Source organism: Streptomyces sp. NPDC085932 (genome assembly GCF_044540525.1).
GTDB lineage: Bacteria > Actinomycetota > Actinomycetes > Streptomycetales > Streptomycetaceae > Streptomyces > Streptomyces levis.
Genome location: NZ_JBITSJ010000007.1, coordinates 317,429 through 342,577, shown reverse-complemented (window position 1 = coordinate 342,577; position 25,149 = coordinate 317,429). Strand labels below are relative to the sequence as shown.

Genomic DNA, 25,149 nt, shown 5'->3' with positions numbered 1-25,149 from the left:
TCCGCGCAGGCGTGAACATCCGGGAAACGGCCGCCGGACGGGCGGGAGGTGACGCGAAAGGCGTGCCGTGACCCGGTTTTGTAACCGCGCTCACAGGGCAGGAGGTCGCGCCCTGTGCTGCGTGGCACGGGGCTCAGGGGACCCGGTAGCGTGACCCGACGATTCACAAGGTCCCCCATTAGTAGGAGTCCCGGTGACGCAGAGTGGACAGGGCGAGGAGCCCTCGGCGCGCCCCGCGCGCGAAGGCATCGTGCTGCCCTCGGACGGTGGCGAACCCCTGCTGCCGGGGATGACGGGCGGACCCGGTGATGCCCCCGCGGGCCGTCGTCCCGCCCCGCCCTCGACGGGGCAGGCCCCCGCGGAGGGCCAGACCTGGGGCCTGCCGTGGGGTCCGGAGCAGCAGGCGGCCCCGCAGCCGGGCCAGACCTGGCAGTCCCCGCCGCCCCAGCAGTGGCACGCGCCCGAGCAGCAGGCCTGGGACGGCCGGCAGCCCGCGGCCGACCCGCAGGACCCGGGAGCGCTCCCGCAGGAGGGCGCCCGGCCGCCGCACGCGTACGACCAGCGGGCACACCACAGCGGGTACGACACCGCCCAGCCGCCGGCGGGTGCCTACGGCGCTTCCGGCGGGGGAGCCCCGCTGCCTCCGGAGGGCCCGCAGGCCCCCGGCGGGTACGGCTCCGGCGGGGGAGCCCCGCTGCCGCCCGCCACCGACGCCTACGGGGCATCCGCAGCCGGCGGCATGCCGCCGGCCTCCGGCGCGTACGGTTCTCCCCCCGGTGCGCACGGGCACGGTCCGGCAGGAGCCCCGCTGCCCCCCGCCGCCGACGAGGGGGCGACCCAGTACCTGCCGCCCGTCCCCGCGGACGGGGCCGCCGCGGCCACGCAGTATCTGCCGCCCGTCCCGGCGGCCGCCGACGAAGGGGCCACGCAGTACATACCCCCGGTCGGGCCGGGGGCGCTGCCGCCCGAGTCGTCCGCCGAGGACCCCGAGGCGACGCGGTTCCTGGGCACCGGGCCGCGCACCGGTGCGGGCGCCGGGCCGCTGCCGCCCGCCTCGAACCCGGACGCCGAGGCCACGCAGTACATCGCGCCGGTGCCCGGCGGCGCGGACCCGCAGCCGCCGGCCGAGTTCGGTCATCTCTTCCGCGACGACCAGGCCGCCGGCGCTCCCGCCGGGGCCACCCAGCAACTGCCCCGCGTCGAGCAGTACCGGCCCCAGCCCTCCCACGGCGCCCCGCAGCCGTCCCACGGCGCTCCTGCCGCGGGCCGCTCCCGCGGCGGCCGGACCGGCTCGCGCGTCCCCCTCATCGCCGCCGTCGGCGTCGGCATAGCCGTCCTCGGCGTCGGTGCGGGCGCGCTGCTCGCGGGCGGGGGCGGCGACGACGACGCCGGCGACGACAACAAGACCGTGGCCGCCTCGGCGCCCGCGACGGACGACTCCGCCTCACCCTCCGCCGATCCGGCCCGCGCCCAGGCCGTCGAACTCGACAAGCTGCTCGCCGACAGCGGCGACAGCCGCAGCGCGGTGATCAACGCGGTGGCCGACGTCAAGGGCTGCGACAACCTCGCCCAGGCCGCCAAGGACCTGCGCGACGCCGCCAAGCAGCGCACCCAGCTGGTCACCCGGCTCGGCGGCATCCAGGTCGACCGGCTGCCCGACCACGCCGCGCTCACCACCGCCCTCACCAAGGCGTGGCAGGCCTCCGCCTCCGCCGACAACCACTACGCGGCCTGGGCCGACCAGACCGCCGGCAAGAAGGGCTGCAAGAAGGGCCAGGCCCGCGTCACCGGCCAGACCCAGGCCGGCAACCGGGCCAGCGGCGTCGCGAGCGCCGAGAAGGCCAAGGCGGCCACGCTGTGGAACAGCATCGCCAAGACGTACGGCCTGACCGAGCGCCAGCCGACGCAGCTCTGACGCGCCGGACGAGCCGGACGAGCCGGACCGGCGTGAACCGCCAGGCACCCGCCTAGTAGTTCACGTCGGCGTCCTGCAGCGTCCGGGTCGTGTCGACGAAGCCCTTGCGGGCCGAGACCAGCCGCCCGTCGCGCACCACCTGCAAGGTCACGTTCGCGTTGACCAGCCGCGGGAAGCCCACCGAGGCCAGCTCGTCCTGGAACCGCCACCGCAGGGTCGGCGTGAGCTCGCCCGTGTCGGCCTTGAAGCCGTCGTCGAGGGCCTCGGCCACCGTGTCGGCGCTCACCTCGCCGTCGCCGAGCGACTCGACGACCTGGCGGAAGACGGAGTAGGCGATCCACGTGGTCTGCACACCGGCGTCCGCGGGGTCGATGCGGTTGTCGCCGAAGGCCTCCTCCTTGATCACCCGCTTCATCCCGTCCCAGCGCGGATCACTCGCCACGGGGTACCAGCCGGTGATGTACGAGCCCTCGTAGGGCCCCGACGCCCCGCCGGTCGCGTCGATCACCGTCTGGTCGACGCTGCCGAGGACGGCGGCCGTGCGGACGTCGGGATAGTCCTCCCGGGCGCGGCGGAAGGAGTCCATGAACGTGCCGTTGCGGTCCCCGAGCGCCGGCACCACGCAGCCCTCGTCCTCCGGGTCGGAGGTCGTCGCGCGCAGTGCCCGCTCGGCGTGGCCGTCGTACTCGGTGGCGTCCTCCGGCGCGCGCTGATCCCGTGCGGGCGCGTGCCCGCCCGACTTCAGGCCCGAGTCGAGCAACGGCGGCAGCTGGTCGCCCGCGATGGTGTCGGGACGGACCAGCGCGACCGGCCCGCAGTCGGCGAGCGCGCGGCCCAGGCCGGCGAGCAGCGCGGGCTGGCCGCCGTTGACCGGGTAGGACAGGGGGCTGGTGAACTCGGCGTTCGTGATGCCGTAGCCGCCTATGTAGGGGATGCCCGCGCCCTCCAGGGACGGGAAGAAGGAGTCGGCGTACTGGCTGTAGGATCCGACGACCGCGACCACGTTCTCCCTGGAGGCCTGCCGCGCGCACTTCGCGGCGGCCACGCTGTCGTTGTGATCGTTGCAGGTCAGCACCTTGAGCTCGCGGCCGTTGAGCCCGCCGTTCGCGTTCACCCAGCGGGCGTAGGCGCGGGCGAAGGCCGGCATGCCGGGCTTGTTGGTGGCCCTGGTCTTCTCGGGCGCCCACGTCATGACGGTGATGGGATCGTCCCCGGCACCCCCCGTGGTACCGGGCACGACCCCGCAGCCGACGAGGAGTGACGCGCACGCGACCGCCGTGCCCGCGGAGAGGACGCCTTTTCTGGCGTGACGGGTGAGGAGGCCGGGGAGGGATGTGCTGCGGGTGCGTCGCCTGCCGGTCATGGTTCCGCACGATTCCGTCACATGGCTAACCCATGAGTGACCTGCGGTCAACGATCGGTGACGTACAGGTGAATTACGGGGGTCCGTGTGACCGATGTGGAGGGGAACGTACGATCGATGACCGTGCAAGCTTCGGAGAACTCTTCCCGACGTGGCCGTCGCTCATCCACCATGGGCGGCATGCCTGTCAACGACATGCCGTGGTGGCGCTGGCGCAGCAACGTGCGCTCGGCGCTGCACATGCTCTCCGATCCCGTCTTCCAGCGGGACGTCTGGCTGGCCGGTGTGGACGGCTACGGCGACGTGACCGACGCGGTGTACCGGCTGGTCGAGGACACCTGGCTGGACCACTGGTCCGCCGAGAAGTACGTCGGCACGATCTTCCGGGACGCGCAGGAGGCGGCCCTGGTCGACACCGCCGTGCTGCGGGTGCTGCGGATCATGCACCAGGTGGGGCCGGACGCGCCGGTCGCCGCGTACCTGGAGCACGAGGCGTGGCCGGAGGCGGTCGGGGCCGCCCGTGAGGCCCATGTGCGGCTCGCCGCGAGCGACGGCGAGGAGCCGGACACCCCGCCGCGCAGCCTGGAGGTGCTGCGGATCATGACGAGGTCCGCCTAGCGGGACGATTGCCGGTGCCGTCGGTCCTTGTGGGAACCTGTCCTGCATGAACGAGCAGTCCACCAGTGCCGCGGTCCCGGCCGACCAGTACGTCCTCACCCTTTCCTGCCCGGACAGGAAGGGCATCGTGCACGCCGTGTCGAGCTACCTGTTCATGACCGGCTGCAACATCGAGGACAGCCAGCAGTTCGGCGACCACGACACGGACCTGTTCTTCATGCGGGTCCACTTCTCGGCGGACACCCCGGTGACCCTGGAGAAGCTGCGGGCCAGCTTCGCCGCGATCGGTGACTCCTTCCAGATGGACTGGCAGATCAACCGCGGCGACGAGAAGATGCGCATCCTGCTGATGGTCAGCAAGTTCGGGCACTGCCTGAACGACCTGCTGTTCCGGGCACGGATCGGGGCGCTGCCGGTCGAGATCGCGGGTGTGGTGTCCAACCACACGGACTTCGCCGAGCTGGTGGGCTCCTACACCGTGCCCTTCCACCACATCCCGGTGACGAAGGACACCAAGCCGGAGGCCGAGGCGCGGCTGCTGGAGCTGGTGCGCGAGGAGGGTGTGGAGCTGGTCGTGCTGGCCCGCTACATGCAGGTCCTCTCGGACGACCTGTGCAAGCAGCTGAGCGGGCGGATCATCAACATCCACCACTCGTTCCTGCCGAGCTTCAAGGGCGCGAAGCCGTACCACCAGGCGCACGCGCGCGGTGTGAAGCTGATCGGGGCCACGGCCCACTACGTGACGGCCGACCTCGACGAGGGGCCGATCATCGAGCAGGAGGTCGAGCGGGTCGGGCACGACGTCACGCCGGACCAGCTGGTGGCGATCGGGCGGGACGTGGAGTGCCAGGCGCTGGCGCGAGCCGTGAAGTGGCACGCCGAGCGGAGGATCCTGCTGAACGGGCGGCGGACCGTGGTGTTCGCCTAGCGCAGCTCCCCGCGCTCCTGTAGGGGCGTTTCACATCCTGCTCAGTGACGCCGCCGCGAACAGCACGTCCCTGATCGCCTCCCTGTCCCCGACCTGACCCGCTGCCGCCTCCTGCGGGGGCACGTGGCCGGCCGCGAGGCGGCAGAACTCGACGCCGTCCAGGGCCACGTGGGCCACCTCGTGCTCGGCGGAGCCCTTGGCCGCGGGGGAGTCCAGCGGGATGAGCCACTCGCCGCCGCCCGAGCCCTCGATCTCCAGGCGCAGGCTGCGGCCCGGTTCGCCGGCCGCGACCAGGTGGCGGTGGTGGGCGGGTGCCGCGAGGCCGGCCTGCCTGCGGTGGGCCAGGGCCGTCGGGAGCATCCGGGCCGCCAGGTCGATCATGCGGTGCAGATGGCGTGGCGAGGGCGGGTCGTAGGGGTAGTCGACGGCGTCCGCGATGTCCTCCGCGTGCACCCAGCACTCGAAGGCCCGGTCGAGCATCGCGTCGTGCAGCGGCAGGTCGAAGTCGCCGTAGGGGATCGGCATCCTGCCCGCGCCGCCGCCCGTGAAGGAGACCGTGCGGACCAGGTTGTGGCTCTGCTCCCGCCAGGGGGCGCGCACCGCGCGGGTGGGCGGGAAGTGGGACGCCCGCCAGTAGGCCTCGGTGCGCTCCGCCGGGGTCGGCCGCGCGGAGGGGACCTCGCCCAGCGGGTCGTCCAGGCCCAGCGCGACCGCCACCAGCCCGTCGACGCTGAGCAGATGCGCGATCACCCCGGCGACGGTGGTCCGGCGGGTCGTCGCCTCGTCGCCGTGGAACCAGCGCAGCCGCACCGGCGCGTGCCACTCGGCGTCGCCGAAGTCCTGCAGCAGGGCGTCCAGACGGGCGGTCTCGGCGTCGTACGCGGCGGCCCACTCCGGCACCGGGATGCGCGGCGGGCGCCGGTCCAGGCACGCTTCCAGGACGCGGGTGCGCAGGCCCGGGTCGAGGTCGAGGCTCTCGGGGCGCTGCAGCAGCCCGACCGCCTCGCGCAGCCGCCGCGCCTCGTCGGCGCACGCGCCGCACGATCCGAGGTGCTCCTCGACGGCCGTGGCCTCCTCGGCCGAACAGGCGGCCAGCGCCCAGGCGCCGAGCAGGGACTTCAGCACGGGATGGTCGAACACGGGCCGTTCCGGTGGTGGTGGCGCGGGCAGGGGGAGCCCGTTGTCCTCGACGGAGGCCCGGGGCATGGGGATCCGCGGCGACCGCCCGGGGCCGGGGCCCGGCTCGTCGCCGTGGTCGGGTCCGCCCGGGCCGCTGTCGTCCTCGTGGTCGTCGTACGCCCCGGAAGGTTCCGGCCCGTTCACACCGCACCCCCGAATCCGGGCGGGGCACCGGGGGCCTCGGTGTCGTGGGCCGTGGAGAGCAGTTGCAGGCCCAGGCGCAGTCGGCGGCGGGCCTCGTCCTCGGTGATGCCGAGGTCGGCGGCGGCCTGGCGGTAGTCGCGGCGCTGGAAGTAGGCCCGCTCCAGGGCCGAGCGCAGCGGGACCGGCATGGCCTGGACGATGTAGTCGGCGCGGGCGGCGACCGCGGCGCTGCGCACCCGGTGCTCCAGCTCCTCCGCCGTGCCGGAGCCGTCCCGGGCGAGGGCGGCGGTCTCGGTGGCGCGCAGCCGCTGCACCGCGAGCCGGTGGGTCAGCGCGGCGACCCAGGTCCGCAGCGGGCCGTCCTTGGGGTCGTAGGAGTCGGGGTGTTCCCAGACGTGGACGAAGACCTCGCGGGTGAGGCGGTCGGCCGCGCTCTCGTCGCCGAGGACGCGGTGGGCGAGGCCGTGCACCAGGGAGGCGAACCGGTCGTAGAGCTCACCGAGGGCGGCGGCTTCCCCGCGGGCGAGCCGCTGCTGCATCTTGCGGTCCCAGCGAGGCGGTACGTCCCTCTTCGCCATGCGGCCCCCTCACCCCCTGCTCGTGTTCCGCGCCCGTGCCCTGTCCAGCCTGTGCCTCACGTCTCCTCGAATGTAGTCGGCACGTCCGGCGGCGCACGCCCCTTTGTGGCAATGTGCGCCCCCCGGAGGGCCGCAGGTGGTAGGGGGCCACCGGCGCCCGCGCCGGGAGCCTTTGGGGTCGCGCCTACCCATCCGCCCTCCGATCAGACATGACTGATTAGGATCGAAGCGGATCGAAGCCGACTAAAACAAGCCTCTTTTGCAAGGCATCCGTTTTTCGGCCCGTGTTTCAGGGAACGGCCGCTGGGCAGCCGCGCTGCAAGGAAGCGTAGGGACTGCTTCCGTTTTGGCGAGCGAGGGGCGTGGTGGTGACCTTCAAAGTGACCGGCGGCGAGCAGGGCGGATGGGCCGTGCTCCAGGTGTCGGGCGAACTGGATCTGGTGACGTCGCCGGTGCTGCGTCAGCGGGTCCACGACGTGGTGGCCGAGGGGCACCACTGTCTCGTCCTGGACCTGTCCGAGGTGTTCTTCTGCGATTCCAGCGGCGTCGGCGTGCTCATCGCCGCCCGCCGGCTGATCCGCTCCTGCCAGGGCCGGCTGCGCCTGGTGCTGCCCGCCCGGGGCGCCGCGGACGGCTCGCACGTGAACCGGGTCCTCGGCGCGCTGGGCGTGCGCCGCCTGTTCGACGTGTACGGCGATCTGGACGCGGCCCTGGGCGACGAAGGCGAACCCCTGTCGGCGTGACGCCCGCGTGACGTCCCTCGCACGCACCGCAGTCCCGGAGCCGCTGTCGCGGCACGGTGTTGTCCCGGAATTCCCCCGGTCTTGGCACAAGTGACGTTTTCCCGCGCCCGAACCGCTCCCCCCGTCGTACGCTCCGACCGAAGACGACCCCACCTGACGTAAGGCGGCCCGAAACAGACATGGTCAGCAGCGAGTACGAGCGCAGGATCGCCGCCCGGTTCGCCACCTTCGACCAGGACGGCAACGGCTACATCGACCGCGAGGACTTCTTCGGGGCGGCCAAGGCGCTGCTCTCGGAGTTCGGCGTCGCGGCCCGCTCCGACAAGGGACAGGCGCTGTACGGCGGCGCCGAGGCGTTCTGGCAGGGCATGGCCGGGATGGCGGACCGCGACGGCGACCAGCGCATCACGCGCGAGGAGTTCGTCAACGGCGCGGTCAAGCGCCTGCGTGACAACCCCGACCGGTTCGCCGAGATCGCCCGCCCCTTCCTGCACGCGGCCCTGGACGTCGCCGACACCGACGGCGACGCCGCGGTGACGGTCGACGAGGCCGGGCGCGTCCTGAAGTGCCTGGGCGTGCCCGGGGAGATGGCCGCGCCGGCCGCCGCGGCGCTCGACGCGGACGGCGACGGCAAGGTCGGCGAGGCCGATGTCGTCCCCGCCTTCGCCCGCTACTTCACCGTGCCCGAGTAGCCCGCAGGTCACGGGCTCCCCGTCCCCGACCAGCACCCGGGCACCGAGGTACGTACCCGGGGCAGCGCCCGGCACCGAGGCACGATCCCGGGGCAGCGCCCGGCACCGTTACGTGCCCGGGTTGTTCCCGGCACCGAGCTGCGGCCCGGGTCGCTGCCGAGTACGGGGCTCACGTGCCCGTGTAGCGGTCGCGCAGCCGGTACTTGAGGACCTTCCGCAGGGTCTCGCCCCGCGGAAGGGCGTCCACCAGCTCCAGCCGTTCCGGCAGCTTGTGCACCGCCAGTCCCTCGGCGCGCAGGAACGCGGTCACGGCTTCGAGCGTCAAGGCCCCGGCCCCGGGCGGCTGTTCCACCACCGCGCACACCAGCTCCCCGCGCGCCGCGTCCGGCAGGCCGATCACGGCCGCGTCCCCGACCGCCGGATGCCGGTGCAGCAGGTCCTCGATCTCCTGGGCCGAGATGTTCTCGCCCTTGCGGATGATGACGTCCTTGAGCCGGCCGGTGAGCACCAGGTGCCCGGTCTCCGTGAGGTGTCCCAGGTCGCCCGTGCGCAGGAAGCCCTCCTCGTCGAAGGCTTGTGCCGTCTGCGCCGGGTCCAGGTATCCCCGGCACACCGCTTCCCCGCGCAGCCGCACCTCCCCGTCCACGATCCGGATCTCCATGCCCTCCGGCGGCCGCCCCTCGGTCGTCGCCAGCAGTTCGGCACCGTCGTCGGGCGACCCCATGGTGATCATCGGCACTTCGGTCATGCCGTAACCGTGGGTGAGCCGCACGCCCATCTCCCGCACCACCGCGTGGTACAGCTCCGGTGGCTTGGGCGCCCCGCCACCGGCCAGCAGCCGCAGGGACGGCAGCAGCGGCTCCCCGGGCCGCTTGCGCTGCTCCGCCAGGAACATCGAGTAGAACGCCGTCGACCCGCCGGCGATCGTCACCCCGTGCGCCCGGTACGCCGCCAGCGCCTCGGGCAGCGCGAACTGCTCGAACAGCACCGCCGGGAAGCCGTACAGCAGCAGCATCACCGTGTAGTCGGGCCCGCCGATGTGGGCGTAGGGGAAGGCGATCGACCCCACGTCGTCCGCCGCGGGCCGCAGCGCGTGGGCCAGGCAGGAGCCGCCCGCGAGCAGCGAACGGTCCGTGTGCAGCACGCCCTTGGGGGCGGAGGTGGTGCCGGACGTCCAGTAGATCCAGCGGACGGCGGAGCCGTCGGCCGGCGGCGGGGGCAGTACCGACGGCTCGCCGTCGGGCAGCTCGTCGTAGGCCTCGAAGACGTTCCTCGCGCCGAGCCGGCGGGCCATCTCCGTGTGGTCGAAGCCGCGCCACACGCCCGGCACCGCGAAGAACTCGGCCTCGGACTCCCGCAGCGCGAAGCCGACCTCGCGGTCCCGGTAGAAGGGGATCACCGGGGTCTGCACGGCGCCGAGCCGGGCCAGTGCGAAGGAGAGCAGGGCCGTCTCGACGCGGGTGGGCAGCTGCCAGGCGACCACCGTGCCGGGACGTACGCCCATGCCGAAGAGGCCGGCCGCCACGCGCTCGGCGCGCGCGGCCAGCTCGCCGAAGGTGAGGGTGCGGTCGTCCTGGAGGAAGAGCGGGCGGCCGGGCGTGAGGGCGGCGCGGCGGGTGACCAGCTCCCACAGGGTGCGGGACGTGCTCAGTGCGTGCGGGGTCTCGTTCACGGCTGCCCCCTGCTGCTTGGCTGACGGGTCGTCAGGTGGGATGCTAACTGACGCTCCATCAGATAAGTACCGTCCGGCGGAGGGGACCCATGGCGACCGAACTGCCCCGCATCATCAGCGTCGACGACCACGTGATCGAGCCCGCCCACCTCTTCGACACCTGGCTGCCCGTCAAGTACCGCGACCGCGGCCCACGGCCGGTGACCGCCGGCATCGGTGAACTCGCCTACGTCGGCGGCAAGTACCGCATCACCATGGACCCGGACGGCCCGCCCACCGACTGGTGGATCTACGAGGACCTGAAGTTCCCGTACAAGCGCAACATCGCCGCCGTCGGCTTCGACCGGGACGAGATGACCCTGGAGGGCATCACGCGGGAGGAGATGCGGCGCGGCTGCTGGGACCCCAAGGCGCGGCTGGAGGACATGGACCTCAACCATGTCGAGGCCAGCCTCTGCTTCCCTTCCTTCCCCCGCTTCTGCGGCCAGACCTTCGCCGAGGCGCACGACAAGGAGGTCGCCCTGGCGTGCGTGCGCGCCTACAACGACTGGATGGTCGAGGAGTGGTGCGGCGACAGCGGCGGGCGGCTCGTCCCGCTCTGCCTGATCCCGCTGTGGGACGTCGGACTCGCGGTCGCCGAGATCCGCCGCAACGCCGCGCGCGGGGTCAGGGCCGTCACCTTCTCCGAGATCCCCACCCACCTCGGGCTGCCGTCCATCCACTCCGGCTACTGGGACCCGTTCTTCGCCGTCTGCCAGGAGACCGGGACGGTGGTGAACATGCACATCGGGTCCTCGTCCCAGATGCCGGCCGCCTCCCCGGACGCCCCGCCCGCCGTCCAGGCCTCGCTCAGCTTCAACAACGCGATGGCCTCGATGATGGACTTCCTGTTCAGCGGGGTGCTCGTCCGCTTCCCCCGCCTCAAACTGGCCTACTCCGAGGGCCAGATGGGCTGGGTGCCGTACGCCTTGGAGCGGGCCGACGACGTCTGGGCGGAGCACCGCGCCTGGGGCGGCGTACGGGAGACGGTCCCCGAGCCGCCGTCGACGTACTACTACCGGCAGATCTTCTGCTGCTTCTTCCGCGACAAGCACGGGGTCGCCTCGATCGACGCCGTCGGCCGCGACAACGCCACCTTCGAGACCGACTACCCGCACGTCGACTCGACCTTCCCGCACACCAAGGAGGTCGCGCTCGACCACGTCGAGGGCCTCGACGACGAGACGGTGTACAAGCTGATGCGGGGCAACGCCATCCGGATGCTCGACCTGGACCTCGACCGCTGATGGACCTGTCGGACACCCCCGAGGAGGAGGAGTTCCGGGCCGGGCTGCGCGCCTGGCTCGCCGCGGTGCTCCCCGGTCTCCCGCCCAAGCCGTCGCCCGGCGACTGGCCCGGGCGCCGGGCGTACGACCTCGGCTGGCAGCGCAGGCTCCACGACGCCGGGTACGCGGGTGTCCACTGGGACGCCTCCCCGGCGATCCGGCTGATCTTCCTGGAGGAGACCGAGAAGGCCGGCGCCCCCTACGTGGGCGCGAACTTCGTGGGGCTGCTGCACGCCGGGCCGACCATCGCCGCCGAGGGCACGGCGGAGCAGCGCGCGCGCTGGCTGCCGCCGATCCTGCGCGGCGAGGAGGTCTGGTGCCAGGGCTTCAGCGAACCGGAGGCCGGCTCCGACCTGGCGGCCCTGCGCACCCGCGCCCGGCGCGACGGCGACACGTACGTCGTGACCGGCAGCAAGCTGTGGACCTCCCACGCGGAAGTCGCCGACTGGTGCGAGCTGTTGGTCCGCACCGACCCCGAGGCCCCCCGGCACCGGGGCATCACCTGGCTCGCGCTGCCCATGGACGCGCCCGGCATCACCGTTCGGCCGCTGCGCACGCTCGCGGGTTCGGCCGAGTTCGCCGAGGTCTTCCTCGACGAGGTGCGGGTGCCCGCGGCGAACCGGGTCGGGGACGAGAACGACGGCTGGCGCGTGACCATGGTGACGCTGTCCTTCGAACGCGGCACCGCCTTCGCCGGCGAGGTCGTCGCCTGCCGCCGCGTCCTCACCGAACTGGCCGCCGCGGCCCGGGGCAACGGCCGCTGGGACGATCCCGCCCTGCGGCGCCGGCTCGGCAGGCTGGGCGCCGAGTTCCGGGCGCTGTGGCGGCTGACGCAATGGAACGTGAGCGCGGCGGAGGCGTCCGGCGGCGTGCCCGGTACCGGCGGCTCGGTCTTCAAGCTGCGCTACTCGCACGCCCGCCAGGAGCTGTACGACGCCGCCGCCGACGTCCTGGGCGACGACTGCCTCGACCTGGACCGGCCCTGGACCCTCGACCGCCTCTCCTCGCTGTCGTACACCATCGCGGCCGGCACCTCGCAGATCCAGCACGGCATCATCGCCGAGCGGATCCTCGGCCTGCCGAAGGGGCGGTGAGGGCGGTGCGGTTCCGGCTGACCGAGGACCAGCGGGCGCTGCGGGAGGCGACGCGGGGGCTGCTGGCGCGGCACTGCGGCGGTCAGGCACCGCGGGTGGCCCCCGACGGACTCGCGCGGCTGGACCGGGCGCTGTGGCGGGCCCTGGGGGAGGCCGGGTTCTTCTCGCTGCGGCTGCCCGAGGCGGAGGGTGGCGCCGGACTGGGGCTGCCGGAGGCCGTGTTGGTGTTCGAGGAGGCCGGGCGGGCCCTGCTGCCCGGGCCGCTCGTCGCCACCCACCTGGCGGCCGGGGCCGTCGCGGGCGCGGCCACCGGGGAGGCCGTCGTGACGGACGTCGACGGCGGCCTGGTGGAGTGGCTGGCGGCGGCCGACGTGGTCCGCGGGGACGCCACCGGAGCCGTGCCGCTGCGTTCGCTCGACCCGCTCACGCCGCTGCACCGCGTGCCCGCCGGGCGATCCGCACCCGAACGGGGCGACGTCCTGCTCGCCGGTCTCCTCAGCGCCGCCGAACAACTCGGCACGGCCGGCCGCGTCTGCGAGCTGGCGGCGCAACACGCCCGGGCGCGCGAGCAGTTCGGGCGGCCGGTCGGGGCCTTCCAGGCCGTGGCACACCTGTGCGCCGGGATGCTGGTCCGGACGGAGACGGCCCGCGCGGCGGTGTACGCGGCGGCCGTCACCGGCGACCCGGTCGACATCGCCGCCGCGCGGCTGCTCGCCGACGAGGCCGCCGTACGCGGTGCCCGCGACTGTCTCCAGGTGCACGGCGGCATGGGCTTCACCTGGGAGTCCGAGGTCCATCTGCATCTGAAACGGGCATGGGTTCGAACCAGGCGTGCCGGCGGTGTCACGGAGAGTGAGGAAGTGATGGCGGCGGATCTGCTGGCCGGAACGGCCTGACAGGCCGCCGGGCTGCGGTGTCGCCGTACGGGCGCCTCGGAGATGTCGCGGATCGTGGCACACCATGATCACGGAGCGTTGATACCGGCTTGTGTCCTCGGTGTGACTCGTCACGGCCCGGAGTCGACGGGACGCTCCGGTACCTTGTGTGAGATGCGAGTGGCTCTGAGCGCAGTCCGACCCCGTGGCGGCGCCTGTTCGACTGCCCCTGGGGAGCGTCGCACAGTATGCCGCACGGGTACTCCTTCGCGCTGGAATATGCCCGAAGCGCTTGTTGAGGTGACTGTACGTCAACCATGCTGTCCCATAAGGGATTCACGTTGTGTGATCCCTGACCCGGCCGTTGTTCTGGCCATGCAGAAAATGGCTACGATCGTGGCCCTCGTGAGGCGCGAGCCTAAGTGTCCGCCGGTTCGGATGGTGTGAGCGGTGCAGGTGCTTCAAGTGCAGCTGGAGATCCGGCCCGACCCCGCAGAGGTGGGGCGGGCGCGTCGGTGGGCCCGCTCGCGCCTGGCCGGGTCGGGCATACAGGCCGATGAACCGCTCGCCGAGACGCTGATCCTGCTCGTCTCCGAGCTCGTCACCAACGCCGTGGTGCACACCGGCCGTCCCGCCGTGCTGCGGCTCTCCCTGCCGCCCGCGGTGACGGAGGAGGCCACGGTCCGCCTGGAGGTCGCCGACCACAGCGGCCGGGCCCCCGTGCCCCGGTGCGCGGGCGACGAGGCGACCGGCGGCCGGGGCCTCGCCCTCGTGGACGGTCTCGCCGACCGCTGGGGCTGGAGCGTCGAGGCCACCGGCAAGCGCATCTGGTGCGAGCTGGACCGGTGCGCGGTGTCCCGCGAGATCACGACGTCCTGCGGAGGTGGCGCGGTGGCGTACGGCGACGCCGGCGGCGCGGCCCTCGAAGGGCTCGCGGCGTACGAGGCGGTGTAGGACCGCCCTCGATCCGGCGGTGTGGGTCCGTGCCTGACTCGGCGGTGCAGGTCCGCGTCCCATCCGGCGGTGTACGGCGGCACATGCCGCGCGGCCTTGCGGCGGGCCCGGGGCATGGGGGCAGCACGGGTCGGCCGGTTCCTTGCGGACATGCGGCGGTGCGCCGGGACGTGCTTCCGTGCGCGCCTGCGGCAAAAGCCCCATGAGCGACAAATCGCCGAATCGGTGTTGACGCCTCGTGACCGGATGCTCACGCTGGTGGGCAGCGATTCGCCGTGAGGGGACGGCGAGGACCGCGACGACGGCGGTCCTCGGCGAGTGTGAGTCGTGACTCGGCGTCGGCTTCCTTCAGGGCCAGGAAGTCGGGGCGGGAGCGCCGGAGTCGGGTGGCGGCGCGCGCTGTCGTGCTCGGGGTGAGCAGCGCGGCGCCGTCATCCAGCCTCAGGGGGGCGCTCCGGCGAGGGTGGTCACCGGCCTACAGGACGGCGACCGGGGCCACCGGCGATCCGGTCGCCCCGGTGAACGGCTCGGGGGTGGCCGACAGCAGGAAGGCGTAGCGGCCGGTTTCTCCACAGGCTGTGGACAACTCTTCGAGATTCCAGTTCTGGCCCTGCGGCATGCCCATCTCCACCAGGTGGAGGGCGTGCACCGGCAGCCACAGGTCCTCCGATTCCGGCGGGAACACCTCGAAGGTGAGGGTGTCGTTGGCGACGGCGGCGACATCACGCGCGTGGAACCACTCCGGCGTCCGCACCGACAGTCCCGGCGAGGGATACGCGTAGGCGTGCCGGTCCCCGGCCAGGAAGACCCGTATCTGCCCGGTCCGCACCAGCACGGCGTCACCGGCCCGTACCCGGGTCCCGGCCAGTTCCTCGGCGGCGTCCAGGTCCTCGGGCGTGACGGCGTACGACGCGCCGAGCCGGTCCGTGCCCCGGGCCCGGGGCACGTCGAGCAGCACCCCGCGCGTCACGAGGTGCCGGACCGTGCCGATGCCGCTGAACTCGGCGCCGCCGTGCGCGGTGACGGTGTGGGCCGGGCGGCCGTTGTAGAGCCGGCCCGAGTGGGAGACGTGGGGCAGGGCGTCCCAGTGGGTGGCCGCCTGGAGCCCCATGGTCACGGCGTCGTCGCTGCACGCGACCGTGCCCGGGCCGAAGAGCTCCTGGTTGATCTGGACCATGACGTGCAGCGGGTTGACCCGGCCGGGGATCATGCCCGTCTGCACGCCGTCCTGCCGCAGGGGCAGGGCGAGCGGGACGCGGCGGCCCGTGCGGACGGTGGCGGCCGCCCCCCGGACCACCTCGTCGGTGATCAGGTTCAGCGTGCCGAGCTCGTCGTCGGCCCCCCAACGGCCCCAGTTGTTCACGCGCTGGGCGATCTCGTGGAACGCGGCCGGCAGCGACATGGGTCCTCCGCGGGGCTTGTCTTCCCGTATCTGACGGGTCGTAGAATCCAGGGACAGCAGATCTAACGGTCCGTCAGAAACCGTGGCACGGGAAGGGGACCGGCGTGGGGAACTTCTTGGCAGGCAAGGTCGTCGCCGTCACCGGCGCCGGGCGGGGCATCGGCCGCGCGGTGGCGCGGGCGGCCGCCGCCGAGGGAGCGAGGGTCGTCGTCAACGACTACGGCGTCTCGGTCGACGGGGCCTCACCGGCGAGCGAGGTCGCCGAGGCCGTGGCCAAGGAGATCGTCGCGGCGGGCGGGGACGCGGTGGCCGTCGCCGACGACATCTCCACGATGGCGGGCGGGCAGCGCGTCGTCGACGCGGCGCTGTCCGCGTACGGGCGGCTGGACGGTGTGGTCTGCGTCGCCGGGATCCTGCGCGAGCGGATGCTGTTCAACATGACCGAGGAGGAGTGGGACCCGGTCGTCGCCACCCATCTGAAGGGCACGTTCACCGTGTTCCGGGCGGCGTCGGCGGTGATGCGCGCGCAGCGGTCCGGGACGCTGATCGGCTTCACCAGCGGCAACCACCAGGGGTCGGTCGCGCAGGCGAACTACAGCGCGGCGAAGGGCGGGGTCGTCTCCCTCGTGCGCAGCGCCGCGCTGGGGCTGCACAAGTACGGGGTGAGCGCGAACGCGGTGGCACCGGTCGCCCGGACCCGGATGTCGGCGAACGTGCCGATGGAACTGGCGGAGATCGGGGAGCCGGAGGACGTCGCCGCGCTGGTGGTGTACCTGCTGTCCGACCAGGCCGCCCGGCAGGGGATCACCGGCCAGGTCTACACGGCGGCCGGGGCGAAGATCGCGGTGTGGGCGCAGCCGCGGGAGCTGCGGGCCGTGTACGCCGAGGGCGGCGCGTGGACGCCGGAGCGGATCGCCGAGGTGCTGCCGGGGTCGGTGGGGGTGGATCCGATGCCGTTGCTGGAGCGGGTGGCGGCGATGGAGCGGGCGGCGCGGGGAGGAGAGCGGCCGAACGCGCGGTAGCCGGGGGGCCGGGGGTGTCGGGTCGAGGGGGGTGCCGGGCCCGGGGGTGCCGGCGGCTCGGGGGCGTGTGTGCGGGGGTGCGGGGTGTGCGGTGGTGTGGCGGGTGCGGGTTCGTCGTGGCTCGGCGCGCCGTTCCCCGCGCCCCTGGGGCGACTTGCAACCTGCGGCATCGAGAGGAGAACCCTGATGGACTTCGGCTTCGGTCCGGAGGACGAGGCGTTTCGGGGCGAGGCCCGGGGGTGGCTCGCCTCACACGTCAAGCCCGTTCCGGACCGGCGGACTTGGGAACGCACCCTCGGCGCGGCCGGCTGGATCGGGATCGGGTGGGACGAGAACGGGTACGGCAACCGCACCGCCTCCCTGACCCAGCAGGTCGTCTGGGCCGAGGAGTACGCGCGGTCGGGGGCGCCCCCGCGGTCGGGGCACATCGGGGAGAAACTGCTGGCGCCCACGCTGATCGCGCACGGCACCCACGAGCAGAAGGCCCGCTTCCTGCCCCCCGTCGCCGCCGGTGAGGAGCTGTGGTGCCAGGGCTACAGCGAACCCGGCGCCGGATCGGATCTGGCCGGTGTCCGTACGACGGCCGTGCGGGACGGGCGGGTCCACCGCGTCACCGGGCAGAAGATCTGGACCTCGCTCGCGCACGAGGCGCACTGGTGCTTCGTGCTGGCCAGGACGCAGCCGGGTTCGACGCGTCACCACGGACTGTCGTTCCTGCTCGTGCCGATGGACCAGCCGGGAAGGATCGAGGTCCGGCCCATCCGGCAGATGACGGGCACCAGCGACTTCAACGAGGTCTTCTTCGACGGCGCGCGCGCCGAGCACGTCGTCGGCGGCGAGGGCGACGGCTGGCGCGTGGCGATGAGCCTGCTCGGTTTCGAGCGGGGCGTTTCCACGCTGGCCCAGCAGATCGGGTTCGCCGAGGAGCTGGACGGTGTGGTGCGCGCGGCCAGGGCCTCGGGCGCCGTACGGGACCCGGTCGTACGGGAACGGCTCGTACGGCTGTGGGCCGAACTGCGCACGATGCGCTGGAACGCCCTGCGCACCCTGGGTGGTCCGGCCGACCCGGGCGCCCCGAGCGTGGCCAAGCTGCTGTGGGCCGGCTGGCACCAGCGGCTCGGGGAGCTGGCCGTGCTGGTGCGGGGTGCCGCCGCCGGTGCGGGACCCGCCGACTGGTCGGCGGCGGCGCCGTACGAACTGGACGCGGCGCAGCACCTGTTCCTGTTCTCCCGGGCCGACACCATCTACGGCGGCTCGGACCAGATCCAGCGCACGATCATCGCCGAGCGCGTGCTCGGACTGCCCAGGGAGCCCAAGGGGGCCGTGTGATGCGAGGCGTGATCTTCGACGGGAAACGCGTCCGGGTCGTGACGGACCTGGAGGTGCGTGAGCCCGGACCGGGGGAGGTGCGGGTGGCGATCGCGGCGGCCGGGCTGTGCCACAGCGATCTGTCGGTGGTGGACGGGACCATACCGTTCCCGGTTCCCGTGGTGCTGGGTCATGAGGGTGCCGGGGTCGTGGAGGCCGTGGGTGTGGGCGTCACCCATGTCGCGCCCGGGGACCATGTAGCCCTGTCCACGCTCGCCCACTGCGGGACCTGCCCGGACTGCGACCGGGGCCGGCCGACCATGTGCCGGCACGCCATCGGCCGCCCGGGCCGGCCGTTTTGCCACGAGGGCCTGCCCGTCCACCAGTTCGCCGCGAACTCGGCGTTCGCGGAGCGCACGGTCGTCAAGGCCGTCCAGGCGGTCCGGGTCCCCGACGACGTCCCGCTGCCGTCGGCCGCGCTCATCGGGTGCGGGGTGCTCACGGGCGTGGGCGCCGTGCTGAACCGGGCGCGGGTGGACCGGGGCGACAGCGTCCTGGTGATCGGCACCGGCGGGGTCGGGCTGAACGTCCTGCAGGGGGCACGGCTCGCGGGGGCGCTGCGGATCGTCGCCGTCGACGCCAACCCGGCCAAGGAGGAGGTGGCCCGGCGGTTCGGCGCGACCGACTTCCTCACCTCGATGGAAGGCGTGCGGGACGTCCTGCCCACCGGCGCGGACCACGCCTTCGAGTGCGTGGGCCGGGTGGAGCTGATCCGGCAGGCCGTCGACGCCCTGGACCGGCACGGCCAGGCGATCCTGCTCGGGGTGCCCCCGGCCACGGCCGAGGCGTCCTTCCGCGTCTCCTCCCTCTACCTGGACAAGTCCGTCCTCGGCTGCCGCTACGGCTCCTCCCGGCCGCAGCGGGACATCGTGCTGTACGCGGAGCTGTACCGCCGGGGCCGGCTGCTGCTCGACGAACTCGTCACCCGGACGTATCCCGTGGAGGACTTCGAGAAGGCGGCGGCGGACGCCCGGGCGGGGCGGGTGGCCCGGGCCGTCCTCACGTTCTGAGGCCGGCTCCCGGCTCCTCGGCGCCGGCCCGGAAGGTCCGCCGGTAGGCGGAGGGTGTGACGCCGAGCGCCGCCTGGAGGTGCTGGCGCATCGACTGCGCCGTGCCGAAGCCCGCGTCCCGGGCCACCTGGTCGACCGAGCGGTCGGTGGACTCCAGCAGGTGCCGGGCCCGCTCCACCCGCTGCTGGGTCAGCCACTGGCCGGGGCTGACGCCGGTCTCCTCGCGGAAGCGGCGCGTGAACGTGCGTACCGACATGGACTCCTGGGCGGCCATGTCGCGCAGCTGGATCGGCTCGTGGAGGCGGCCCAGGGCCCAGGCGCGGGCCGTGGTGGTGGACGCCTGCTGCGGGTCCGGCACCGGCAGCGCGATGAACTGGGCCTGCCCGCCCTCGCGGTAGGGCGGCACGACCGTGCGGCGGGCCACCTCGTTGGCGACGGCGGTGCCGTGGTCGCGGCGCACCATGTGCAGGCACAGGTCGATGCCGGCCGCGACGCCCGCCGAGGTCAGGACGTCGCCGTCGTCGACGAACAGCACGTCCGGGTCGACCCGGACCCGCGGGAAGAGCCGCTGCAGGTGCTCGGCCTGGGCCCAGTGGGTGGTCGCGGGGCGGCCGTCGAGCAGGCCGGCGGCGGCGAGGACGTAGACGCCGGTGCAGATGGAGGCCAGCCGGGTGCCGGGCCTGAGGTGGGCCAGGGCGGCGGCGAGCTCGTCGGTCAGCACGCCGGCCTCGAAGACCGGCCCGAGCTCGTACGAGGCCGGGACGATCACCGTGTCGGCGGTGGCCAGGGCTTCCGGGCCGTGCGGGACGTGGATGGCGAAGTCGGCGTCCGTCTCCACCGGGCCCGGCGGCCGGACCGAGCAGGTCAGGACCTCGTACAGGGGCCGCCCGCGGTCGTCCTTCGGGCGGCCGAAGATGCGGTGCGGGATGCCCAGTTCGAAGGGGAGCAGCCCGTCGAGGGCGAGGACGACGACGCGGTGCGGCCGGGCGCCGACGTCCGCGGGGCCGGAGGTGCTCGTCTCTTCGCTCATCTCACGTCGTCCCGTCCGTGGCCGAGGTCATGGCCCGATCCTAGCGAACGCTGTCCTCCGGGCCACTCGCTGAGGACGGGCGCGAGCCCGAAGCTCTATGGCGTGACCCAGACAACCGAAGCAGCGGCCGTCGAGAAGCCGCCGAAGTCCCGCCGTCGCCGGCGCGTGCACCGCGCCTGGTTCGTCGCCGCCGTCACCTTCGTGACGATCATCGGCGCCGCCGCCTTCCGTTCCGTGCCGGGTCTGCTGATCGACCCGCTGCACGAGGACTTCGGCTGGTCGCGCGGCACGATCGGCGCGGCGGTCTCCGTCAACCTCGCGCTGTACGGCCTGACCGCCCCGTTCGCGGCGGCGCTCATGGACCGCTTCGGGATCCGGCGGGTGGTCGCGGTCGCGCTGACGGTGATCGCGCTCGGCTCCGGGCTCACCGTGTGGATGACGGCGGCCTGGCAGCTGATGCTGTGCTGGGGGCTGCTGGTCGGCCTCGGCTCCGGCTCCATGGCGCTGGCCTTCGCGGCGACCGTCACCAACCGCTGGTTCACCGAGCGGCGCGGCCTGGTCAGCGGCATCCTCACCGCCGCGTCGGCCTCCGGGCAGCTGATCTTCCTGCCGCTGCTGTCGTGGATCGTGGAGACGCACGACTGGCGCCCGGCCGCGGTGACCGTCGCCCTCGCCGCGCTCGCGGTCGTGCCGTTCGTGTGGCTGCTGCTGCACGACCACCCCGCGGACGTGGGCCAGAAGCCGTACGGAGCGACCGAGTTCGTCCCGAAGCCGGAGCCGGTCCCGGGCGCCGCCCGGCGCGCCCTCACGGTCCTGTTCTCGGCCGCGCGCACCGGCCCGTTCTGGCTGCTCGCCGGCACGTTCGCGATCTGCGGGGCCTCCACGAACGGCCTGATCCAGACCCATTTCGTGCCCGCCGCGCACGACCACGGCATGCCCCTGACGGCTGCGGCCTCGCTCCTGGCGGTCATCGGTGTCTTCGACGTCGTCGGCACGATCGCCTCCGGCTGGTTCACGGACCGCTTCGAGCCGCGCCGCCTGCTCGCCGTGTACTACGCGCTGCGGGGCGTGTCGCTCCTCTTCCTGCCGATGCTGCTGGCTCCGAGCGTCCATCCGCCGATGATCTTCTTCATCGTCTTCTACGGCCTCGACTGGGTCGCCACCGTCCCGCCCACCCTCGCCCTGTGCCGCGAGCAGTACGGCGAGGACAGCGCCATCGTCTTCGGCTGGGTCCTCGCCTCCCACCAGGTGGGCGCGGCCCTCGTCGCCTTCCTCGGCGGCGTGGCCCGCGACGCGTTCGGCTCGTACGACGTGGTCTGGTACGCGTCGGGGGCGCTGTGCGCCGCGGCGGCGCTGATGGCGTTGGTGATCCGGCGGCGGGGGGCGGCTCTCACGGTGGCGGTCTGAGAGCGCGGGCGGCCCGGAAGACGGGTGGCCGTCGGCCGGTTGCCGGGGTGGGTCAGGCCGGCAGGTGGGTGAAGCGGCCCCGGTGGAAGAGGAGGGGATCCCGGGCGGTGTGTTCCTCGGAGGTGCCCAGTGCGGTCACCCGGCCCACCACGATCAGGTGGTCGCCGCCCGGATGGACCGCGTGGATCGTGCAGTCGATCCAGGCCACGCCGCCCGGCAGGCGTGGTGAGCCCGACACCGGGGCCGCGTCCCAGCGCACGCCCGCGAACTTGTCCGAGCCGCTCACCGCGAACGCGCGGCACAGATCGGCCTGGTGCGCGGCCAGGACGTTGACGCAGAAGACACCGGCCCGGGCGATGCGCGGCCAGGTGGAGGACGTGCGGGCGACCATGAAGGCGACCAGGGGCGGGTCGAGGGAGAGGGAGGTGAAGGACTGGCAGGCGAAGCCGGCCGGGGAGCCGTCCGGGCCCTCGGGGGGAGCGGTGACGACCGTCACGCCCGTCGCGAAGGTGCCCAGCACGCGGCGGAACTCGCCCGGGTCCAGCGGGGCGCGCTCGTCGGCCCGCACACAGCGCAGCTCCGGACGCGGCAGCGCCTCCACCGGCTCCGGGGCGGCGGCGCGGGCCGCCCCGAGGTAGCGGACGGCCGCTTCCGCCATGCCTGCCTGTCCCATCATGCCCAGCATTGAAACTGACGCGGCGTCAGATGGGAAGGGTCAGTGGCCCTCGTAGTGCGGGGTTCTGCGCTCCAGGAAGCCGCGCAGGCCCTCCTGGGCGTCCCGGGTCGTCATGTTGATCTCCTGCGCCGCAGCCTCCGCGGCGAAGGCGGTCGCCCGGTCGGTGTCCAGGGACGCGTTGACGAGCTGCTTGGTCAGCGCGAGGGCGCGGGTGGGGCCCGTGGCGAGGCGGTCGGCCCAGGCCCGGGCCGTCCCGGCCAGGTCGCCGTCCGGCACCACCCGGTTCACCAGGCCCGCGCGCTCCGCCTCCGCCGCCGTGAGCGCGTCGCCGAAGAACATCAGCTCCTTCGCGCGCCGGGGGCCGACCAGGCGCGGGAGCAGGTAGGCACCGCCCGCGTCGGGCACCAGTCCGCGCCGCACGAACACCTCGATGAAACGGGCGGATTCGGCCGCGAGGACCAGGTCGCAGGCGAACGCGAGATGCGCGCCGAGCCCGGCCGCCGTGCCGTTGACCGCCGCGAGCACCGGTTTCTCGCAGTCCAGTACGGCCGCGATCAGACGCTGTGCGCCGGTGCGCAGGGTGCGGGCGACGTCCCCGGCGATCCGCTCGCCCGGCGCCGCGCCCGTGCCCCGCAGGTCCGCGCCCGCGCAGAAGCCGCGGCCCGTGCCCGTGAGCACCACGGCGCGTACGGCAGGGTCGGCGGAGGCCTCGGACAGCAGGCGGACGAGGTGGTCGCGCTGGCCGGGGGTGAGGGCGTTGAGGGTCTCGGGCCGGTTGAGGGTGAGGGAGAGGACGTGGCCGCCTGAGGTGTGCAGGATCTCGGATTCCGCCATCAGCGGCACACCGCCAGCGCGTCCAGCGCCACCGCCCCGTGCCCCCGGGGCAGCACCATGAGGGGATTGATGTCCAACTCGGCCAGATCGTCGCCGAGTTCCAGGGCCATACGCTGCACGCGCAGCACGACCTCGACGAGGGCGTCCAGATCCGCGGGCGGCCGCCCCCGCACCCCCTCCAGCAGGGCCCGCCCGCGCAGCCCGGCGAGCATGTCCCGGGCCTGTTCCTCGCCGAACGGCGGTATCCCCACGGCCGTGTCGCGCAGCACCTCGACCAGCACGCCGCCGAGTCCGACGGTCACGGTCGGGCCGAACAGGTCGTCGTGGGTGACGCCGACGACCATCTCGACGCCGTGCTCGACCATCTGGCAGACCAGGACGCCGTCCAGCGCGACACCCTCGTGGCGGGCGATGTCCGTCAGCTCCCGGTAGGCGTCGCGGACCTGGCTGGCCGAGGTCAGCCCGATCTTCACCAGGCCCAGCTCGGTCTTGTGGGCGATCCTCGCGCCCGAGGCCTTCATGACGACCGGGTAGCCGACCGGCCCCGCGGCCCGTACGGCCGCCGCCGCGCTGGTCACCAGCTGCTCGCGCGGGACGCGGATGCCGTACGCCCGCAGCAGCGTCTTCGCCGCGTGCTCGCTCAGCTGCCGGCCGGGCTGCATGAGGGCCTGGGCCTTGCGGTAGGACGGCGAGGGGGTGCGCGGGGCGTCGTCGAAGGGGGAGCGGTAGCCGGTGGCGAAGCGGTGGTGGGCGAGGTGGGCGCGGACGGCGGTGAGGCAGTTGCCGACCGTGTGGAAGGTGGCCACGCGCGAGGAACCCAGCAGGACCTCGCGGTAGGCGGGCTCGGTGCCCACGGGCGAACCCCACACCACGCACACGAGCTTGTCGCTCCGCTCCGCGGCGTCCACCAGGTCCCGGACGAGCCGGTCGCTGAGCGGCGGGAACGGGCCGGTGACCGGGCAGATCAGCACGCCCACCTCGGGATCGTCGAGGAGCGCGTCGATGATCTTCCGCCCGCGCTCGTCCCCGACCGGATGCCCGCCGTTGTCGACGGGGTTGGCCACGCTCAGGTAGGCGGGTATCCACTGGTGCAGCTCGGCCTGCTTCGCCTCGGACAGGACCGGCAGTCGCAGGCCCGCCGCGGTCGCCAGGTCGGCCACGTGCGCCCCCGTGCCGCCGGAGATCGAGTAGACGGCCACGCCGTCGGCGCGCGGCGGGCGGGCCCGGGCCAGCAGGGCGGCGGTGTCCTGGAGTTCGTCGAGGCCGTCGACGCGGATCACGCCGTACTGCCGCAGCGCCGCGTCCACCACCGCGTCGGCGCCCGTGAGCTTGCCGGTGTGGGAGGCGGCCGTACGGGCGCCGGTCGCGGTGCGGCCCACCTTGACGGCGACGACCGGCACCCCGCGCCGGGCGGCCCGGTCGGCGGCGAGCAGGAAGGAACGGCCGTCCTTCAGCCCTTCCAGGTAGCAGGCGATGGCACCGACCTCGGGCTGCTCGGCGAACCAGGAGAGGAAGTCGGCGGTCTCCAGGTCGGCCTCGTTGCCGGTGGGCGCCCAGTGGGAGAGGCGGATGCCGAGCTCCTGGAGGGCGAAGACGGGGCGGCCCTGGTGGCCGGACTGGGTGATCAGCGCGATGGCCGGTCCGGGGAGGTCGTCGCGGAACCGCTCGAAGGCGTTGAGGTTGGTGTTGGGTCCCAGCAGCCGCATCCCGGACCCCTCCACGGCGGCGGCGAGGCGCCGCTGGGCCGCCTCGCCCTCCGGCCCGGTCTCCGCGAACCCGGAGGCGAAGACCACCGCGAACCGGGCCTTCGCCTCGGCCAGTTCCTCGATCACCGGCAGGGGATCGCCGACCAGTACGACCGCGAGATCGACCTGCTCGGGCAGGTCGGCCACCGACGGGCAGCAGGGGAGGCCGAGGACGGACGGGCGGTTCGGGTGCACGGGATACAGCCGGGCGCCGACGCGCCCGGCCCAGTCGGCGAGCTGCCGCGTGATGCCGGTGCGTGGCCGTCCCTCGGTGTCCGAGGCGCCGATCACGGCGACGGACCGGGGACGGAAGAAGCGCTCGAGATCGGGGACTTCGGCGTGCAGCGGACGTCCGCTGACGTCGAGGTCGCCCGCCTGGGCCGGCCTGCCGTGCACGGCGGGCCCGGACCGTTCGCCGCAGGCGATGGCCCGGGCCCGGCGGGAGTCGGTGGTGAGAGTGCCGTGGGTCGATCCAAGCATCGTTCCGCCCGCTCCTGTGAGACAGCCGCTAACTGACGCTCTGTCAGATTAACGGAACTGACGTGGTGTCAGGAATGGTCCGGAGCAGGCGAAGT

The 25,149-nt window shown here is 73.5% G+C and carries 22 protein-coding genes; 13 read left to right on the top strand and 9 right to left on the bottom strand.

What is annotated here, in order from left to right; genetic code table 11:
* Positions 1-193 precede the first annotated feature (193 nt).
* On the top strand, positions 194-1,915 hold the full coding sequence (locus tag ACIGAQ_RS31650) for a hypothetical protein (RefSeq protein ID WP_399789037.1): 1,722 nt from the start codon (positions 194-196) through the stop codon (positions 1,913-1,915).
* Between the two features lie 52 nt (positions 1,916-1,967).
* On the opposite strand, the gene ACIGAQ_RS31645 is transcribed toward ACIGAQ_RS31650, so the two are convergent.
* Entirely contained in the window at positions 1,968-3,278 is a 1,311-nt protein-coding gene (locus tag ACIGAQ_RS31645; RefSeq protein ID WP_399789033.1) for an ABC transporter substrate-binding protein, read from the bottom strand.
* A 117-nt stretch (positions 3,279-3,395) separates the two neighbouring features.
* On the opposite strand from ACIGAQ_RS31645, the gene ACIGAQ_RS31640 reads away from it, so the two are divergent.
* The gene (locus ACIGAQ_RS31640) at positions 3,396-3,896 is read left to right on the top strand and encodes a hypothetical protein (protein WP_399789030.1); all 501 of its coding nucleotides are present in this window, start codon (positions 3,396-3,398) and stop codon (positions 3,894-3,896) included.
* A gap of 46 nt (positions 3,897-3,942) precedes the next feature.
* Positions 3,943-4,824 (top strand): formyltetrahydrofolate deformylase, encoded by an 882-nt coding sequence (purU, locus tag ACIGAQ_RS31635; RefSeq protein WP_399789027.1) that lies wholly within the window; start codon positions 3,943-3,945, stop codon positions 4,822-4,824.
* A 30-nt stretch (positions 4,825-4,854) separates the two neighbouring features.
* Here purU and ACIGAQ_RS31630 read toward each other — a convergent pair whose 3' ends face one another.
* Both ACIGAQ_RS31630 and ACIGAQ_RS31625 read right to left on the bottom strand, forming a co-directional pair.
* Positions 4,855-6,147 (bottom strand): zf-HC2 domain-containing protein, encoded by a 1,293-nt coding sequence (locus ACIGAQ_RS31630; protein ID WP_362281163.1) that lies wholly within the window; start codon positions 6,145-6,147, stop codon positions 4,855-4,857.
* Positions 6,144-6,725, bottom strand: a complete 582-nt coding sequence (locus ACIGAQ_RS31625; protein WP_311681461.1) for a sigma-70 family RNA polymerase sigma factor — start codon at positions 6,723-6,725, stop codon at positions 6,144-6,146. The genes ACIGAQ_RS31630 and ACIGAQ_RS31625 overlap by 4 nt, the downstream gene beginning before the upstream one ends.
* A gap of 362 nt (positions 6,726-7,087) precedes the next feature.
* On the opposite strand from ACIGAQ_RS31625, the gene ACIGAQ_RS31620 reads away from it, so the two are divergent.
* Positions 7,088-7,468, top strand: coding sequence for an STAS domain-containing protein (locus ACIGAQ_RS31620; RefSeq protein ID WP_399789022.1), 381 nt, complete (start codon positions 7,088-7,090; stop codon positions 7,466-7,468).
* A gap of 179 nt (positions 7,469-7,647) precedes the next feature.
* A complete protein-coding gene (locus tag ACIGAQ_RS31615; RefSeq protein WP_362281170.1) occupies positions 7,648-8,160 on the top strand; it encodes an EF-hand domain-containing protein in 513 nt (170 codons plus the stop codon).
* A gap of 169 nt (positions 8,161-8,329) precedes the next feature.
* Here ACIGAQ_RS31615 and ACIGAQ_RS31610 read toward each other — a convergent pair whose 3' ends face one another.
* The gene (locus ACIGAQ_RS31610; protein WP_399789019.1) at positions 8,330-9,832 is read right to left on the bottom strand and encodes a class I adenylate-forming enzyme family protein; all 1,503 of its coding nucleotides are present in this window, start codon (positions 9,830-9,832) and stop codon (positions 8,330-8,332) included.
* A gap of 89 nt (positions 9,833-9,921) precedes the next feature.
* Here ACIGAQ_RS31610 and ACIGAQ_RS31605 point away from each other — a divergent pair, with 89 nt between their 5' ends.
* The 4 genes from ACIGAQ_RS31605 to ACIGAQ_RS31590 all read left to right on the top strand — a co-directional run bounded on the left by ACIGAQ_RS31605 (position 9,922) and on the right by ACIGAQ_RS31590 (position 14,080).
* Positions 9,922-11,118 (top strand): amidohydrolase family protein, encoded by a 1,197-nt coding sequence (locus tag ACIGAQ_RS31605; RefSeq protein WP_399789016.1) that lies wholly within the window; start codon positions 9,922-9,924, stop codon positions 11,116-11,118.
* Positions 11,118-12,251, top strand: a complete 1,134-nt coding sequence (locus ACIGAQ_RS31600) for an acyl-CoA dehydrogenase family protein (RefSeq protein WP_399789013.1) — start codon at positions 11,118-11,120, stop codon at positions 12,249-12,251. Before ACIGAQ_RS31605 ends, ACIGAQ_RS31600 begins: the two co-directional genes overlap by 1 nt.
* A 5-nt stretch (positions 12,252-12,256) precedes the next feature.
* Positions 12,257-13,147, top strand: a complete 891-nt coding sequence (locus tag ACIGAQ_RS31595) for an acyl-CoA dehydrogenase family protein (RefSeq protein ID WP_399789010.1) — start codon at positions 12,257-12,259, stop codon at positions 13,145-13,147.
* 444 nt (positions 13,148-13,591) lie between these two features.
* Positions 13,592-14,080: an ATP-binding protein gene (locus ACIGAQ_RS31590; protein WP_399789412.1), complete on the top strand. Its 489-nt coding sequence runs from the start codon at positions 13,592-13,594 to the stop codon at positions 14,078-14,080.
* Between the two features lie 475 nt (positions 14,081-14,555).
* On the opposite strand, the gene ACIGAQ_RS31585 is transcribed toward ACIGAQ_RS31590, so the two are convergent.
* A complete protein-coding gene (locus tag ACIGAQ_RS31585; RefSeq protein ID WP_362281181.1) occupies positions 14,556-15,482 on the bottom strand; it encodes a cyclase family protein in 927 nt (308 codons plus the stop codon).
* Between the two features lie 104 nt (positions 15,483-15,586).
* On the opposite strand from ACIGAQ_RS31585, the gene ACIGAQ_RS31580 reads away from it, so the two are divergent.
* From ACIGAQ_RS31580 to ACIGAQ_RS31570, 3 genes are all read left to right on the top strand, one after another.
* Positions 15,587-16,504, top strand: a complete 918-nt coding sequence (locus ACIGAQ_RS31580; RefSeq protein WP_399789006.1) for an SDR family NAD(P)-dependent oxidoreductase — start codon at positions 15,587-15,589, stop codon at positions 16,502-16,504.
* Between the two features lie 186 nt (positions 16,505-16,690).
* Positions 16,691-17,833: an acyl-CoA dehydrogenase family protein gene (locus ACIGAQ_RS31575; RefSeq protein WP_362281188.1), complete on the top strand. Its 1,143-nt coding sequence runs from the start codon at positions 16,691-16,693 to the stop codon at positions 17,831-17,833.
* On the top strand, positions 17,833-18,882 hold the full coding sequence (locus tag ACIGAQ_RS31570) for an alcohol dehydrogenase catalytic domain-containing protein (protein ID WP_399789001.1): 1,050 nt from the start codon (positions 17,833-17,835) through the stop codon (positions 18,880-18,882). Before ACIGAQ_RS31575 ends, ACIGAQ_RS31570 begins: the two co-directional genes overlap by 1 nt.
* Here the strand turns inward: ACIGAQ_RS31570 and ACIGAQ_RS31565 are convergent.
* Positions 18,872-19,912: a GlxA family transcriptional regulator gene (locus tag ACIGAQ_RS31565; protein WP_399788998.1), complete on the bottom strand. Its 1,041-nt coding sequence runs from the start codon at positions 19,910-19,912 to the stop codon at positions 18,872-18,874. The two genes, ACIGAQ_RS31570 and ACIGAQ_RS31565, sit on opposite strands and share 11 nt — an antisense overlap.
* Before the next feature lie 102 nt (positions 19,913-20,014).
* On the opposite strand from ACIGAQ_RS31565, the gene ACIGAQ_RS31560 reads away from it, so the two are divergent.
* Complete coding sequence (locus ACIGAQ_RS31560) at positions 20,015-21,319, top strand: MFS transporter (RefSeq protein ID WP_311681475.1); 1,305 nt, start codon at positions 20,015-20,017, stop codon at positions 21,317-21,319.
* A 52-nt stretch (positions 21,320-21,371) separates the two neighbouring features.
* Here ACIGAQ_RS31560 and ACIGAQ_RS31555 read toward each other — a convergent pair whose 3' ends face one another.
* The 3 genes from ACIGAQ_RS31555 to ACIGAQ_RS31545 are packed head-to-tail and all read right to left on the bottom strand — an operon-like array spanning position 21,372 to position 25,054.
* Positions 21,372-21,992 (bottom strand): flavin reductase family protein, encoded by a 621-nt coding sequence (locus ACIGAQ_RS31555; RefSeq protein ID WP_311681831.1) that lies wholly within the window; start codon positions 21,990-21,992, stop codon positions 21,372-21,374.
* 42 nt (positions 21,993-22,034) lie between these two features.
* A complete protein-coding gene (locus tag ACIGAQ_RS31550) occupies positions 22,035-22,829 on the bottom strand; it encodes an enoyl-CoA hydratase/isomerase family protein (protein ID WP_399788994.1) in 795 nt (264 codons plus the stop codon).
* Positions 22,829-25,054 (bottom strand): acetate--CoA ligase family protein, encoded by a 2,226-nt coding sequence (locus ACIGAQ_RS31545; RefSeq protein WP_399788990.1) that lies wholly within the window; start codon positions 25,052-25,054, stop codon positions 22,829-22,831. Before ACIGAQ_RS31545 ends, ACIGAQ_RS31550 begins: the two co-directional genes overlap by 1 nt.
* Positions 25,055-25,149: the final 95 nt, after the last annotated feature.